The sequence below is a fragment of the Natronospira bacteriovora genome (assembly GCF_030848495.1).
In the GTDB taxonomy this organism is placed as follows: Bacteria; Pseudomonadota; Gammaproteobacteria; order Natronospirales; family Natronospiraceae; genus Natronospira; species Natronospira bacteriovora.
The window spans coordinates 1-14,564 of sequence record NZ_JAVDDT010000004.1 but is presented as its reverse complement, the minus strand read 5'-3'; the positions used below and the strand labels follow the sequence as shown (position 1 = coordinate 14,564).

At 62.8% G+C, this 14,564-nt stretch carries 18 protein-coding genes; 4 read left to right on the top strand and 14 right to left on the bottom strand.

The genetic code is table 11. From position 1 onward, the window contains the following. Positions 1-94: 94 nt before the first annotated feature. From uvrD to RBH19_RS07340, 3 genes are all read left to right on the top strand, one after another. Positions 95-2,260, top strand: coding sequence for a DNA helicase II (gene uvrD, locus RBH19_RS07350; RefSeq protein WP_306728183.1), 2,166 nt, complete (start codon positions 95-97; stop codon positions 2,258-2,260). 572 nt (positions 2,261-2,832) lie between these two features. Next, on the top strand, positions 2,833-4,209 hold the full coding sequence (trkA, locus tag RBH19_RS07345) for a Trk system potassium transporter TrkA (RefSeq protein WP_306728182.1): 1,377 nt from the start codon (positions 2,833-2,835) through the stop codon (positions 4,207-4,209). Between the two features lie 67 nt (positions 4,210-4,276). Further along, complete coding sequence (locus RBH19_RS07340; RefSeq protein WP_306728181.1) at positions 4,277-5,728, top strand: TrkH family potassium uptake protein; 1,452 nt, start codon at positions 4,277-4,279, stop codon at positions 5,726-5,728. A gap of 113 nt (positions 5,729-5,841) precedes the next feature. On the opposite strand, the gene RBH19_RS07335 is transcribed toward RBH19_RS07340, so the two are convergent. From RBH19_RS07335 to RBH19_RS07320, 4 genes are all read right to left on the bottom strand, one after another. After that, complete coding sequence (locus RBH19_RS07335) at positions 5,842-6,093, bottom strand: putative signal transducing protein (protein ID WP_306728180.1); 252 nt, start codon at positions 6,091-6,093, stop codon at positions 5,842-5,844. Positions 6,094-6,123: 30 nt separating this feature from the next. Beyond that, complete coding sequence (locus RBH19_RS07330; RefSeq protein WP_374728966.1) at positions 6,124-6,834, bottom strand: LOG family protein; 711 nt, start codon at positions 6,832-6,834, stop codon at positions 6,124-6,126. A gap of 61 nt (positions 6,835-6,895) precedes the next feature. After that, a complete protein-coding gene (locus RBH19_RS07325) occupies positions 6,896-7,210 on the bottom strand; it encodes a tetratricopeptide repeat protein (RefSeq protein ID WP_306728178.1) in 315 nt (104 codons plus the stop codon). A 33-nt stretch (positions 7,211-7,243) separates the two neighbouring features. Beyond that, positions 7,244-8,185, bottom strand: a complete 942-nt coding sequence (locus RBH19_RS07320; RefSeq protein ID WP_306728177.1) for an EamA family transporter — start codon at positions 8,183-8,185, stop codon at positions 7,244-7,246. 199 nt (positions 8,186-8,384) lie between these two features. Between RBH19_RS07320 and RBH19_RS07315 the strand changes: the two genes are divergently transcribed. Continuing rightward, a complete protein-coding gene (locus RBH19_RS07315) occupies positions 8,385-8,732 on the top strand; it encodes a hypothetical protein (RefSeq protein ID WP_306728176.1) in 348 nt (115 codons plus the stop codon). A gap of 108 nt (positions 8,733-8,840) precedes the next feature. Here the strand turns inward: RBH19_RS07315 and tatC are convergent, their stop codons facing one another. The 10 genes from tatC to dtd all read right to left on the bottom strand — a co-directional run bounded on the left by tatC (position 8,841) and on the right by dtd (position 14,262). Continuing rightward, positions 8,841-9,590, bottom strand: a complete 750-nt coding sequence (tatC, locus tag RBH19_RS07310) for a twin-arginine translocase subunit TatC (protein ID WP_445353968.1) — start codon at positions 9,588-9,590, stop codon at positions 8,841-8,843. Then, on the bottom strand, positions 9,583-9,810 hold the full coding sequence (locus RBH19_RS07305) for a Sec-independent protein translocase subunit TatA/TatB (RefSeq protein ID WP_306728175.1): 228 nt from the start codon (positions 9,808-9,810) through the stop codon (positions 9,583-9,585). The genes tatC and RBH19_RS07305 overlap by 8 nt, the downstream gene beginning before the upstream one ends. Before the next feature lie 5 nt (positions 9,811-9,815). Then, on the bottom strand, positions 9,816-10,070 hold the full coding sequence (tatA, locus tag RBH19_RS07300; RefSeq protein ID WP_306728174.1) for a twin-arginine translocase TatA/TatE family subunit: 255 nt from the start codon (positions 10,068-10,070) through the stop codon (positions 9,816-9,818). Positions 10,071-10,184: 114 nt separating this feature from the next. Beyond that, the gene (locus RBH19_RS07295) at positions 10,185-10,517 is read right to left on the bottom strand and encodes a phosphoribosyl-ATP diphosphatase (RefSeq protein ID WP_306728173.1); all 333 of its coding nucleotides are present in this window, start codon (positions 10,515-10,517) and stop codon (positions 10,185-10,187) included. Next, positions 10,507-10,890: a phosphoribosyl-AMP cyclohydrolase gene (gene hisI / locus RBH19_RS07290; protein WP_306728421.1), complete on the bottom strand. Its 384-nt coding sequence runs from the start codon at positions 10,888-10,890 to the stop codon at positions 10,507-10,509. Before hisI ends, RBH19_RS07295 begins: the two co-directional genes overlap by 11 nt. A gap of 16 nt (positions 10,891-10,906) precedes the next feature. After that, positions 10,907-11,719: an imidazole glycerol phosphate synthase subunit HisF gene (hisF, locus tag RBH19_RS07285; protein WP_306728172.1), complete on the bottom strand. Its 813-nt coding sequence runs from the start codon at positions 11,717-11,719 to the stop codon at positions 10,907-10,909. A 4-nt stretch (positions 11,720-11,723) separates the two neighbouring features. Further along, positions 11,724-12,479, bottom strand: a complete 756-nt coding sequence (hisA, locus tag RBH19_RS07280; RefSeq protein ID WP_306728171.1) for a 1-(5-phosphoribosyl)-5-[(5-phosphoribosylamino)methylideneamino]imidazole-4-carboxamide isomerase — start codon at positions 12,477-12,479, stop codon at positions 11,724-11,726. A gap of 12 nt (positions 12,480-12,491) precedes the next feature. Beyond that, positions 12,492-13,109, bottom strand: a complete 618-nt coding sequence (hisH, locus tag RBH19_RS07275; RefSeq protein WP_306728170.1) for an imidazole glycerol phosphate synthase subunit HisH — start codon at positions 13,107-13,109, stop codon at positions 12,492-12,494. A gap of 20 nt (positions 13,110-13,129) precedes the next feature. After that, positions 13,130-13,723 carry an imidazoleglycerol-phosphate dehydratase HisB gene (hisB, locus tag RBH19_RS07270; protein WP_306728169.1) on the bottom strand — a complete coding sequence of 198 codons (594 nt, stop codon included), beginning with the start codon at positions 13,721-13,723 and terminating at the stop codon, positions 13,130-13,132. A gap of 77 nt (positions 13,724-13,800) precedes the next feature. Beyond that, positions 13,801-14,262, bottom strand: a complete 462-nt coding sequence (dtd, locus tag RBH19_RS07265; protein WP_306728168.1) for a D-aminoacyl-tRNA deacylase — start codon at positions 14,260-14,262, stop codon at positions 13,801-13,803. Between the last annotated feature and the right edge of the window lie 302 nt (positions 14,263-14,564).

Genomic DNA, 14,564 nt, shown 5'->3' with positions numbered 1-14,564 from the left:
TGCCGTGGAAAAACATCCCAATAATGGCAGCACCCGGAGCCGTGGACAAGCGACCTGCCTGCCTCGACTGTACGGCGGCTGGTAGAATTGAGCCATGGATGACGTGACCGCAATTCTCGACCCGCTCAACGATGCCCAGCGTGAGGCCGTAACCGCCCCGGCCGTGCCCATGCTGGTACTGGCCGGTGCCGGCAGCGGCAAGACCCGGGTGCTGGTTCATCGTATCGCCTGGCTGATGCAGGTGGAGGGAGTCACCCCCTTCGGCATCATGGCCGTGACTTTCACCAACAAGGCCGCCGGCGAGATGCGTGGTCGCATCGAGCAGCTGATTGGTGGCCCGGCCGGCAGCATGTGGGTGGGCACCTTCCATGGCCTCGCTCATCGGCTTTTGCGTCTGCACTGTCGGGAGGCCGGTCTGCGCGAGGGTTTTCAGATTCTGGATGCGGAAGATCAGCACCGCATGATCAAGCGGCTGCTGCGGGCCATGGAAATGGACGACGGGCGCTGGCCGCCGCGCCAGATCCAGTGGTTCATCAACGCACGCAAGGACGAGGGCCTGCGGGCACGCCATGTGGCGGACAATGATGATCCGGTCCAGCGCCAGTTCATCCGCGTCTATCATGCCTACGAGGAGGCCTGCGAACGGGCCGGTGTGGTGGATTTCGCGGAACTGCTGCTGCGTGCCCACGAATTGCTGCGTGATAACGAATCCATACTGCGCCACTATCAGCAGCGCTTCCGGCATGTGCTGGTGGATGAGTTCCAGGATACCAATGCCATCCAGTACGCCTGGATTCGACTGATTGCCGGCAAGGATGGCTGCCCCTTCATCGTCGGTGACGATGACCAGTCCATCTATGGCTGGCGTGGCGCGAAGGTGGAAAATCTCCAGCGCTTCCAGAACGAACACCCGGAGCACCGGGTGGTTCGTCTGGAGCAGAACTATCGCTCCACCGGCACCATCCTGCGCGCCGCCAATGCCCTGATCACCCATAACAATGATCGTCTGGGCAAGAATCTCTGGACCGACGGCGAGGAGGGAGAGCCGGTCACCCTCTATGCGGCCTACAACGAAAGGGATGAAGCACAGTATGTGGTCGAATCCCTGCGTCAGTACCTGCGCGACGGCGGGGCGCGTTCCGACATTGCCATCCTGTATCGTTCCAACGCCCAGTCCCGGGTGTTCGAGGAACTGCTCATGGCCGAAGCCATTCCCTACCGGGTCTATGGCGGTCTGCGCTTCTTCGAGCGCCAGGAGATCAAGGATGCCCTGGCCTATCTGCGGCTGATGGCCAATCGCGACGACGATCCCTCCTTTGAACGGGTGGTCAACGTGCCCACCCGGGGCGTGGGGCAGCGAACCGTGGAGCAGGTGCGTGCCCAGGCCCGGGCCGACGGCAGCAGTCTCTGGAAAGCGGCCGGTGAACTGGTCAACAGTGGCCGGATCTCGGCACGGGCCGGCAGTGCCCTGACCCGTTTCATCGATCTGATCAATCGCATGGCCGAAGACAGTGCGGATCTTGACCTGCATGAACAGGTGGATCACGTCATTCAGGTGTCCGGCCTGTATGAACATTACGGCAAGGAAAAGGGCGAAAAGGCCGATGCCCGGCTGGAAAACCTGGACGAACTGGTGTCCGCCGCCCAGGCTTACGAACCGGATCCCCTCGAAGACGAATTGCCACCGCTTGCCTCCTTCCTGTCTCACGCGGCGCTTGAGGCGGGAGAAGGTCAATCCGACGCCTGGGAGGAATGTGTTCAACTGATGACACTGCATTCCGCCAAGGGCCTGGAGTTCCCACTGGTATTTCTTACCGGCCTGGAGGACGGGCTCTTTCCCCACCAGCGCTCCATCCAGGACCCGGATGGCATCCAGGAGGAGCGGCGTCTGTGTTACGTGGGCATGACGCGAGCCATGCGCCATCTGTATCTCAGCTATGCTGAAAGCCGGCGCCTGCACGGCAGCGAGACCTATGGCGTTCCTTCCCGCTTTCTGGCCGAGATTCCCGCCGACTGTCTGCATGAAGTTCGCCCGCGGGTACAGGTCAGTCGCCCCGCCACCTTGACCGGCGGTGGCCTGGCTCAGGCCCCGGTGGACGGGATCACCCTGGGCAGCCGCGTCCACCACGCCGCCTTTGGTGAGGGCATCGTTCTCAACCGGGAAGGCGACGGCCCCCAGGCGCGGGTCCAGGTCAATTTCGAAGGCGTGGGCAGCAAGTGGCTGGTGCTGGCTTATGCCAAGCTCGAGTCGCTGTCTTGAGTGGGTGGGACCACGAAATGGACACGAAATGCACACGAGATAAAACCTGAAAAACATTTGGCCGCGAAATGCACGCTAAATGGACGCGAGATTTGGGCCGTGCCGGGTGGGGTGCCGTGCGGCCTCGGAGGGGCCGTGGCTGTTGACGGCATGAAAGGGATTGACCACGAGATGAACACGAAATGGACACAAGATAAGGTTTGGCACCGGAGGTGCTGACAGCCACCTGTGGGAGCGGCTTTCAGCCGCGATTTCAATTTTTCGGTTGGCACGCCCGGTTGTTGGAACCCCCTGTAGGCGCGGCCATAGAGGATGGCGTGCCAACCGGGAGATTGTCATCGCGGCGGACGCCGCTCCCACAGACGGTGCCAATCAAAAGGGCCGTGCCATCCTCTGGCACGGCCCCGCCGAAGCCGCACGGCGGCTCACCTGGCACGGCCCACATCCGCGTTCATCTGTGTCCATCTGTGGCCAAAAAAAGGTTTAATTTCGCGTTCATTTAGCGTCCATTTCGCGGCGCTTTTCCCCGCAGCTGTTGCGCCCGGAGGTCGGCGGGCGTAATCTGCAACCGCATGAAGATTCTCATTCTTGGGGCCGGGCAGGTGGGGTCCACAGTGGCTCAGCATCTGGCCCGTGAAGAGGCCAACGAAGTCACGGTGGTGGACATCGACGCCGAGCGCCTGCAGGAAATGCAGGACCGGCTGGATATCCGGACCGTGCGTGGCATGGCCTCCTATCCGGATGTGCTCGCCCGTGCCGGGGCCGATGACGCCGAGATGATCGTGGCCGTCACCGACAGTGACGAGACCAATATGGTCGCCTGCCAGGTGGCCTACACCCTCTATCACACCCCCACCAAGATCGCCCGCATCCGCGCCACCGAATACATCCAGGCTGAAGCCCTGTTCGTCCAGGAAGCCATGCCGGTGGATGTGGTCATCAGCCCGGAAAAGCTGGTGATGGACTACATCCGCCGACTCATCCAGTATCCGGGGGCGCTGCAGGTGCTGGACTTCGCCGATGGACGGGTTCGGCTGGTGGCCGTGCGCGCCTATTACGGTGGCCCACTGGTGGGCAATGAGCTGCGCAACATCCGCGACCATCTGCCCAACCTGGATGCCCGGGTGGCGGCCATCTACCGTCGTGGCGAGCCCATCATTCCGGAGGGGGATACCGTCATCGAGGCGGACGACGAGGTCTTCTTCATTGCCGCTCGCGAGGATATTCGTCAGGTCATTTCGGAACTCCGAAAGCTGGATCGGCCTGCCCGACGGGTCATCATTGCCGGTGGCGGCAACATCGGTGAACGACTGGCGGCGGCCCTTGAAGAAACCCATAACGTCAAGCTGATCGAGCGGGACAAGGATCGAGCCCGGCAGCTGTCCGAGCGCCTCGACAAGACCATCGTGCTGCACGGAGATGCCGCCGATGAAGAGCTGTTTCGAGATGAAAACATCGAGCATGTGGATGTCTTCTGTGGCGTGACCAATGCCGAGGAAGCCAACATCCTGTCGTCCATGCTGGCCAAGCACCTGGGCGCAAAGAAAACCATGGCGCTGATCAATCGCCCCTCCTATGTGGATCTGGTCCAGAGCGGGGCCATCGATATCGCCATTTCGCCCCAGCAGATCACCATTGGGTCATTGCTGACGCACATCCGACGCGGTGATGTGGTGGCCGTTCATTCCCTGCGTCGAGGTGCCGCCGAGGCCATCGAGGCGGTGGCCCATGGTGATCCTGATACCTCGGAAGTGGTGGGCAAGGCCATTGAAGATATCGCCCTGCCGCCGGGTACCACTATCGGTGCCATCGTGCGGGACAAGGATGTGATCATGGGGCATCGGGATATCGTCATCGAGCCCGAGGATCACGTGATTCTCTTCCTGGTGGATCGCAAGTATGTGCCGGCCGTTGAACGTCTGTTCCAGGTCGATGTGACCTTCATATGAACGGCCACGGCTTCACCGTGACAGGCAGCCCACGCTTCAGCCACACGGGGCAGGGAGGGGCAGAGTCATGCATCTGAAGGTGATTCAGCGAGTGCTGGGCCTGCTGTTGATGGCATTCAGCCTGTCCATGCTTCCGCCCATCGGTGTCTCCTGGTACTACGACGACGGAAGCGCCTTCGCCTTCATTGCCGGCTTTCTCATCGTGGCCAGCCTGGGTCTGCTCATCTGGCTGCCGGCCCGGCGGGAATATCGTGACATGCGCGCCAGGGACGGTTTTGTCATTGTCGCCGGTTTCTGGACGGTACTGGGTCTGGCCGGTGCCGTGCCCCTGATGCTGTCGGAAAACCCGGACATTTCGTTTACCGATGCCGCCTTTGAGTCCGTCTCCGGTCTCACCACCACGGGCTCCACGATTCTGACGGGCCTGGACACCATGCCCGAATCCATACTCTATTACCGTCAGCAGCTGCAGTGGCTGGGCGGCATGGGCATCATCGTGCTGGCCATTGCCGTTCTGCCCATGCTGGGTGTGGGTGGCATGCAGCTGTTTCGGGCCGAGATCACCGGCCCCATGAAGGAAACCCGCATTACCCCGCGTATCGCGGAAACCGCCAAGGGCCTCTGGTACATCTATCTTGGCCTGACCGCTGCCTGTGCCCTGTCCTACTGGCTGGCCGGCATGCGACCGTTCGATGCCATCGGGCATGCCTATTCCACCCTCGCCATCGGTGGCTTTTCCACCTATGACGCCAGCCTCGGGCATTTCAACAGCCATGCCATCGAGATGATCGCCGTGGTGTTCATGCTTGTCGCCGGGGTCAACTTCGCCCTGCACTTCCTCACCGTGCGCAGGCGGATGGTCGGGCACTATTTTCAGGATCCGGAGTTTCGAACCTATGCCGTGATCCAGACCCTCCTCATCACCGGGGTAGTCGCCTATCTTCTGTTCACACGGGTCTATGATTCCGGCCTGGAGGCTCTGATCAAGGGTGCCTTTCAGGCCGTCTCCATTTCGACGACCACTGGCTTTACCTCGGCGGACTACCAGGCCTGGCCCGGTTTCCTGCCGGTGCTTCTGACTTTCTCAAGCTTCATCGGTGCCTGTGCCGCTTCCACCGCAGGGGGGATCAAGGTCATCCGCATGCGCCTGCTGGCCAGCCAGGGGGCTCGAGAGATCCAGCGCTTGGTGCATCCCAATGCCGAGATTCCGGCCAAGCTTGGGCGTCGCATCATTCCCCAGCGCGTGCTCGATTCGGTCTGGGCATTTTTCTCGGTCTATGTTGCCCTTTTCGTCGTCATGATGCTGACCCTCATAGCCAATGGCCTGGATCAGGTCACCGCCTTCTCCGCCGTGGCGGCGGCCATGAACAATCTTGGTCCCGGCCTGGGCGAAGTGGCGGCCAATTTCCAGGGTCTGGATGACCTGTCCAAGTGGGTGCTGGTCTTTGCCATGCTGCTGGGCCGCCTGGAGATCTTTACCCTGCTGGTGATTCTGACCCCGGCGTTCTGGCAGCGGTGAAAAGGGCGCGGCTCCAGCCGCGCCCCTAGTAATCGTAGTGGTAGTCGTAGTCGGCTTTTTTATCCGTGCGTAAAGAGCCGATTACGATTACGATCGCGATTACGAGGCAGTACTCAATCCCCACCCTTGTCCCACTGCGCATCCACATCCGCTGACCAATCGGTGTTCAGAATGGTGCGGGCTTCTTCCAGATGTTCGGCAGGGACCTGGAGGCGAACGTCATTGCTGCGCGGGTTGAAGAAGCCGGTCAGGGGCCCGAGGCCGATGCCGGCCAGAATCACCGGGATCCCTTCCGCTTCAAGACGCCCCTTGGCCACTTCCGCTTCCAGGCTATTGCGGAAGCTGGCAACGGTCTCGTAGTCCATGTCAGCGGCTCCCTTGCCTTCGGCCAGGCCTCAAAGGTCCAGCATCACTTCCCGTTCCGATTCCGAGGGTTCGAAACGGCGGGTGCTGTAGTGTTCGAAGATGCAGTCAATCACTTCATCCGGTGTTTCCACCACGTGGAAGAGACTCATGTCATCGGCCGAGATCATGCCCTCACCCACGAGACGCGCCTGGAACCAGTCGATCAGGCCGCTCCAGAAGTCCCGGCCCACCAGCACGATGGGGATACGTCGTGTCTTGCCGGTCTGAACCAGGGTCAGAATTTCCGCCAGCTCGTCCAGGGTGCCGAAGCCCCCGGGCAGCACCACGTAGGCCGAGGCGTATTTCACGAACATCACCTTGCGGGTGAAGAAATGCCGGAAATGGAGTTCGATGTCCTGATCCGGGTTCGGCGCCTGCTCCTGGGGCAGGTCGATATTGAGCCCGATGGAGGGTGCCCGGCCCTTGAAGGCGCCCTTGTTCGCCGCGCCCATGATGCCCGGGCCACCGCCGGTCACCACCGAGAAGCCGGCATCGGACAAGCTCAGGGCAATGTCCTCGGCGAGCTTGTAATAGGGGTGATCCTCCGGTGTGCGTGCCGAGCCGAAGATGCTGACCGAGGGGCGAATGCGGGAAAGCTTTTCGAAGCCCTCGACGAACTCGGCCATGATCTGAAAGATCTTCCAGGACTCGCGGGTCAGACTGCTGTCATTGCGCTGCCGACTGCGCTGGCGTTCCGTGATGGATTCAAAGTTGTCGTTATGCATGGTCAAGGTTCCGGCGAAATGGTGCTTGTTGAATGGTTCAGGAAAGGTTCTTTTCGATTCGCTTGAGAAAGACCTGCATCTCCCGGGCAGCCTGCTTGTCCCCTTTCTCTTCCGCCACCGCGATGCCCCGGCGGTAGACCTCGGCTGACTCCACGAGCGCGCCCTGGTTCGCCAGGGCCTTGCCATACCCCTTCCAGGCAGCGGAATAATCCGGCTGCTGTCGTACCGCTTCGGCGAAGTGGCGGGCTGCTTCCTCGTGACGGTCGCGGCGGGCATACTCCTGCCCCAGGCTGAAACGCAGCATGGCGTTGTCCTGACCTTTCTCCAGCATGGTGAGCAGACGATCCAGCATGGCTGTCAGCATAACAGGGTGGCGGGAACGTCGTCAGGGTCGTTTCATGCCGTCATCGTCAATGGCGGTTTCGGCCGCGCGGCCCCGTCGGCGGCTGGCCGGTGCCGTCACCAGTACGACGCCCAGGATGATCACGAAGACACCGATGAACTGGATGCCTTCCAGTGCCTCGCCCAGAAACAGCCAGCCCATGACGGTGGCAATGGCCGGGACGATGTAGGCCGTGGCACCGAGGCGGGCCGGGGTGGTGCGGTCGATCAACCAGACATAGAAGGCGTAGGCAATGCAGGAGCCAAAGATCGTCAGATACAGCCAGGCCAGGGTTCCCGGCAGGGTCCATTGCCACTGCCCCCATTCTCCATTGAGCAGGCCCACCACGGTCAGCAGAAGGCCCCCCAGCCCCATCTGCATGGCCGCGAACATCAGTGGGCCGGTACTCACTCGTACATTGCGCCGATAGGTGGTGCCAATGGCCCAGCCGACGGAGGAAATGAGGATCACGATCTGCGCCCACAGATAGCCGGTATCCAGGCCGTTCTCGGGTGCCAGCATCATGATCGCCCCGCTGAAGCCCACCACCAGGCCGGTACCGATTCGCAGGGTAATCCGGTGCCCCTTGGCGCCAATGGCACCGAAGAGGGTGATCCACATGGCGCCGGTGGTGATCAGCAGGGCGGCCTTGTTGGATGGCACCCATTGCTCGGCCCAGGTGACGAAGCCGTTGCCCACCGCCACCATCAGAATCGCCATGACGGTGGCCGTGACCCAGTCCGAACGGGTACCGGGTCGCTGGCCGGCCAGGAAGGCCACCGCTGCGAGCAGGCCACCGGCCAGCAGAAAACGGGTGCCGGCCATGAGCCAGGGCGGCAGATCCTGAACCCCGATGCGGATGGCCATGAAGGTGGAGCCCCAGATCAGGCAGATCAGCACAAAGCTGGCGATCAGGCCCAGGCGTATTTTCCAGTCGCTGGCCATGGGGACACTCCGGTGATGGATAAGGGCAAAGCTCGGGGCAATCCGAGCCTCCCTGGACTGCCCGCCATGGGCAAAGTTCAATTCTGCCGGCAGGTCGGATGCGGCTGGAACCGCATGGCCTGCGAGAAGTCTATACTCAATGAATGCCCGGGAATGTCCGGCTTGCTGTTGGGAGGCCTCGTATCTGGAGGTGAATGCCATGAATATCAGGGATTTGAAAACACTTGCCACGGCCGGCGCGGTGACCCTGTTCCTTGCCGCCGGCACGGCTCTTGCCAGTGACGCCCGGCAGGATCGCCCGAGCGGCGATGCGGTGGCCGCCTTTGCCACCGACAACGGGAAAATCACCATTACCGGCAGTCGGATCAGCCGCGACGTGAACCGCCTGAGTGTGCGCGGCCGTGTGGGTGCCGGTTCCTCGGGACTCAGGGTCTATACCCGCGAGGACATCTACCGGACCGGGGCCATGGATCTCGATGATGCCCTGTGGCGCCTGGATCCGCGCCTGTCCACGACGCGGGTGCAGATGCAGCCCAGTGAGCCCTGAGCCGGGTATCGGGATCAAGCCTGGATCCGACAACAGCGGGACATCCGAGCGGGTGTCCCGCTTTTTTGTGTCCATGGCCCGGGAAACCCCTGTGCAGGGCTGCCCTGATCAACGCTCGCCGCGTTGGGCCTCCACTTCGCGAATGCCCGGCACCAGCCAGTAGGCCATGACCAGCCCCAGTTCGAACAGGGCGTATACCGGCAGGGCCAGCAGCGTCTGGGAGATGACGTCCGGCGGTGTCAGCAGCATGCCCACGATGAATACACCCACCAGCACATAGGGGCGTTTGGTCTTCATGGCCGCCGGTGTGGTCAGGCCCGCGCGAACGATCAGCACGGTTGCCACCGGAACCTGAAAGGCCAGGCCGAAGGCCAGGAACAGGCTGAGAACGAAATTCAGGTAATGGTGGATGTCGGTCATCACCGCCACCCCTTCCGGGGCCACGGCGACGAAAAAGCCGAACACCAGCGGCAGCACCACGAACCAGGCGAAGGCGGCGCCCAGATAGAAGAGCAGGCTGCTGGCCACCATCAGCGGCAGCACCAGCCGCTTCTCGCGCTGATACAGGCCCGGCGCGATGAAGGCCCAGACCTGGTAAAGCAGATAGGGGATGACCAGGAATATGGCGGCCACCAGCGCCATCTTGAAGGGGGTCAGGAAGGGCGAGGCGACCTGGGTGGCAATCAGGCTGCTTTCCGCCGGCAGGTGGCGGGCCAGTGGCTCCGACAGCCAGGTGAACAGCGTGCGGGCAAATGGGGCAATGGCCACGAAGGCCAGCAGCACCGCCGCGATCATGCGCAGAAGGCGGTTGCGCAGCTCGGTGAGGTGATCGATCAGGGGCGTCTGCTGATCAGTCACGCTCCTTCTCCCTGCCCTCGGCATCCTTTCCGTCCTGATCCGTGTTCACGCCTCGCCGCAGTTCCTCGCCCTCGCGTTCCAGCTCGGCCTGAATGCCCTGCAGGGTGGCGCGACCGCGCCCCACCCAGCTGCCGATGCTGCGCATGATCACCGGCAACCGTTCCGGACCGGCCACCACCAGGATGACCAGGGCGATGAGCAGGATTTCCCAGATGCCCATGGCCGTCAGGACTTGTGTTCGTCGTTCTGACGATCCTTGCCGAAGTCGGCATCCTCGCTGCCGTCCTTCTGGTTCAGGCGCTCGGAGGTTTCCTCTTCTTCCGGCTCTTGCTGATCGCCGTCTTTCACGGCAGAGCGAAAGCCCCGAACCGCATTGCCAAGATCCTGGCCGATATTGCGCAGCCGCTTGGTGCCGAACAGAAGGATAACGATGGCCAGGATGATCAATAGCTGCCAGATACCGATGCCGCCGATGCCCATGATGTCCTACTCCTGCTGATTGCTCTTGTTTCCGGGGCGCGGGTCGCGTCCTGCCGGACTCAACGAATGATGGCTATTGTAGCTGACACCGCTCAGGTACCGACTTGTCCTGGATCAGTTTTCGCGACGGCGTTTTTCTTCCAGGCCGGAGAGGCCAAAGCGTTGTTCCAGCACCGACGTGACCGCCGTGGAGTCGAGGCCACGACTGGCCAGCAGTACCAGGCTGTGGAACCAGAGATCGGCCAGTTCAGCCGCCAGGGCTTCATCGTCCTCGCTGATGCCGGCGATCACCGCTTCCACGGCCTCCTCGCCCAGCTTGCGGCTGATGCGGGCCGGGCCGTCCTGCAGCAGGGACGCCACGTAGGAATGTGCCGGATCCGCGTTTCGACGTTCGCGAATGACCCGGTCAAGTGCCGCCAGCAGGGATTCCGCCGTTTCATTGCCCATAAATATCACCCGGGTTCTTGAGAACAGGGTCGGTGGTCTGCCACTGCCCGTTCACCAGCTGCCGGAAAAGGCAGCGCCGACGCCCGGTGTGACAGGCGATGCCCCCGTGCTGCCGGATGGACAGCAGCACGGCATCACCATCGCAATCCAGGCGAATGGACTCCACCTTCTGAACATGTCCGGAGCGCTCGCCCTTGTGCCACAGGCGCTGGCGGGAGCGGGAAAAATAGACGGCCTCGCCCAGGCGTGCCGTTTCCGCCAAGGCGGCACGATTCATCCAGGCCAGCATCAGCACATCGCCACTGTCGGCATCCTGTGCAATGGCGGCCACCAGGCCGTTCTCATCGAAAGCCACCGCATCCAGCCAGGCCATCTCCCTGTCACCCGCTTCACTCATGGTGGGCTCCCGCGAGCGGGCGCATGGGCAGGCCGGCGGCAATCAGGGCCTCGCGGGCCTGTTCGATGCTGTACTCGCCGAAGTGGAAAATGCTGGCGGCCAGAACGGCATCGGCTCCACCGTCACGCAGGCCGGCAATCAGATGATCGAGATTGCCCACGCCGCCGGAGGCGATGATGGGCACGGACACCCGCTCACTGATGGCGCGGGTCAGTGCAAGGTCGAAGCCCTGGCGGGTACCGTCCCGATCCATGCTGGTCACCAGCAGTTCGCCGGCCCCCAGCTCGGCCATTCGGGCCGCCCACTCAATGGCATCCAGGCCGGTGGGCTTGCGTCCGCCGTGTGTGAAGATCTCCCAGCGTGGTGCGTCGTCATTGCCACTGACCCGCTTGGCATCGATGGCAACCACGATGCACTGGCGGCCGAAGCGACGGGCCGCTTCCGCCACCAGCTCCGGGTCATGCACGGCCGCCGTATTGATGGCGACCTTGTCCGCCCCGGCCCGCAGCATGCGCCGGACATCCTCGCAGGCGCGGATCCCGCCGCCCACGGTCAGGGGCATGAAGACCTGGCCGGCCACTCGCTCCACCACATCCACCATGGTCTGGCGGCCTTCGTGGCTGGCGGAGATGTCCAGGAAGGTGATTTCGTCGGCCCCTTCCGCGTCATAGCGGCGGGCGATCTCGACCGGGTCACCGGCATCGCGGATGTTCTCGAACTGCACGCCCTTGACCACGCGCCCCTTGTCCACGTCCAGACAGGGGATGATGCGTTTCGCCAGGCCAGAACGGGTGCCGGAAGTCATGATCTCAGGTGGCATCCGCGTCCCGGATCGGGTCGCCATGGAAATGCCGGATGGCTTCGGCCAGATCAATGCCGCCTTCATAGATGGCTCGACCCACGATGGCGCCCTGAATCCCCTCGTCCTGGTAACGGGCCAGCGTCTTGAGATCGTCGAGCTTGCTGACACCGCCGGAGGCAATCACCGGGATGTTGATGGCCTGGGCCAGTTCCCGGGTGGATTCCACCGACGGACCCTGCATCATGCCGTCCTTGCTGATGTCGGTGAAGATGATGGCGCAGACCCCGTCATTCTCGTATTTCTGGGCCAGATCCAGCACATCGTGCTCGGACAGCTTGGACCAGGCGTCGATGGCCACCTTGCCGTCACGGGCATCCAGGCCGACGATGATGCGCCCCGGGTACTCCACGCAGAGGTCTTCGACGAAGTGCGGCGTGTTCACCGCCCGGGTGCCGATGATGACCCACTCCACCCCGGTGGAGAGGTAGGCGTCGGCACTGTCTTCGTCCCGGATGCCGCCCCCCACCTGAACCGGAATGTCACCACAGGCCTGAACGATGTCGGCGACGGTCTTGTGGTTGACCGGGCGCCCGGCCTTGGCCCCATCCAGATCCACGACATGAAGACGTTCGGCGCCGGCGTCCACCCAGCGTCGCGCCACCTCGGCCGGGTTGTCCGAGAACACCGTTGCGTCATCAAGGTCGCCCTGGCGCAGGCGAACACAGCGTCCATCCTGAATGTCGATTGCCGGAATAACGAGCATGCTCCTTCCTCCTCAAGGTCGCCAGTGGACGAAATTGCGCAGCAGGCGCAGGCCATCGCCCTGGCTTTTCTCCGGATGAAACTGAACGGCGAACAACTTGTCCTGGCTCACGGCCGCACAGAAGTTGCGGCCATAACGGCATTCACCGGCAATGGCCGAAGGCTCGGCCGGTTCGCAGTAATAGCTGTGAACGAAATAGAACCAGGCCTCATTAAGGCCGGACAGCACGGGATGCTCCGCGGTGGCGCATACCCGGTTCCAGCCCATGTGCGGAATCTTGAGCTCGGCCTCGGCCTCGAAGCGCCGGACACGGCCCTTTAGCAGCCCCAGGCCCTGGGAAGCGCCGCCCTCCTCGCTGTGCTCGAACAGGGCCTGCATGCCCAGGCAGACACCGAGGAAAGGGCGGTCGTTGGCCGCCTGGCGAATGGCCTCCAGCAGGCCGCGTTCACGCAGTGCCTGCATGCAGGCACTCATGGCGCCCACGCCGGGAAAGACCAGTCGGTCGGCCCGTTCAATGGCTTCCGGGGTGTCCACGATGCGAACCCGATGGCCATCGGCGACCGTCTCCAGAGCCTTGGCCATGGAATGCAGGTTGCCCATGCCGTAATCAATGACCGCAATCTCGTTCATGCTGGAATCCGTCGCGGCGGCTACAGGCTCCCCTTGGTGGATGGCGTGGCATCCCCCAGGCGCGGATCGCTTTCCACCGCCATGCGCAGGGCACGACCAAAGGCCTTGAAGACAGTCTCGGCCACATGATGGGCGTTGCGTCCGGCGAGGTTGTCCACATGCAGGGTGATGCGGGCGTGGTTGACCAGGCCCTGGAAGAATTCTCGGATCAGATCCACATCGAAATCGCCGATGCGTGCCCGCGGGTAGTCCACCCGATACTCCAGGCCCGGGCGACCGGAAAGATCCACCACCACCCGCGACAGGGCTTCATCCAGTGGCACATAGGCATGGCCGTAACGGACAATCCCGCGGCCGTCGCCCCAGGCCTCCGCCAGTGCCTGTCCCAGGGTGATGCCCACGTCTTCCACCGTGTGGTGGGCGTCGATTTCCAGATCGCCTTCGGCATGAACCTCAATATCCACCATGCCGTGGCGGGCAATCTGGTCGAGCATGTGCTCCAGGAAGGGGACTCCGGTCTCGAAGCGGCGCTCACCGCTGCCGTCCAGATCGAGCTTCACCCGCACATCGGTTTCGCGGGTCTTGCGATGAATGTCTGCCTTGCGGGCCGTCATGGCGTCAGGTTCTTTGTTGATGAGATTGAAAGAGCAAGCATACCGGATCAGGCCGCGGGCTCCCAGCGCGCCGGCGGTCAGTCCGGCCGTGCATTTGCGGGCGGGACGGAGAGCCAGAATGTCACCGGGCCGTCATTGATCAGTCCGACCTGCATGTCGGCGCCAAAGCGTCCGCTGGCGACCGATCCATGCTGTTGCCGCGCTTCGGCCAGGGCAAAGGCGAACAGCCTCTCCCCATCGGCCGGACTGGCGGCCGGCGTGAAGCTCGGGCGCATGCCCTTGCGGGTATCCGCCGCCAGGGTGAACTGCGGCACCATCAGGAGCCCGCCGCCCGTGTCTTTCAGGGCGAGGTTCATTCGACCTTCGCCATCATTGAAGACCCGATAGCCCAGGGTTCGTTCCACCAGCCGGCGGGCTTCCTTCTCCGTGTCGCCCGTTTCCACCGCCCACAGGGCGACGAGCCCCGGACCGATCTCGCCAACGATCTCCCCCCCTACTCGCACACTGGCTTCGCTTACCCGCTGCAACAATGCAATCACAAGCCTTCCCCTTGTCTGCGTGTCAGGCCTGTAGGGATTGTCCTACAGGCGGACGCGGATTCCACTGACTGTGAAAGTTTATCGAACCGTCCATACTCTAATCGTCCGTTGGCCAGGCAGACAAAGCGACAGGATGTCGCATAAGGGACCGATCGCAGGAAGACGATCAGCCGGCCACTGCAGGGAGGCACGCCAGGCAAGGTGGCGGACGCGCACTCAATCACCTTTCGCTGACAGGTGAACCCCGGCACAGGGCTGTGCCGGGGTTTTTTTTGGTGGGGATCGTTGGTGCGGGGGATCTG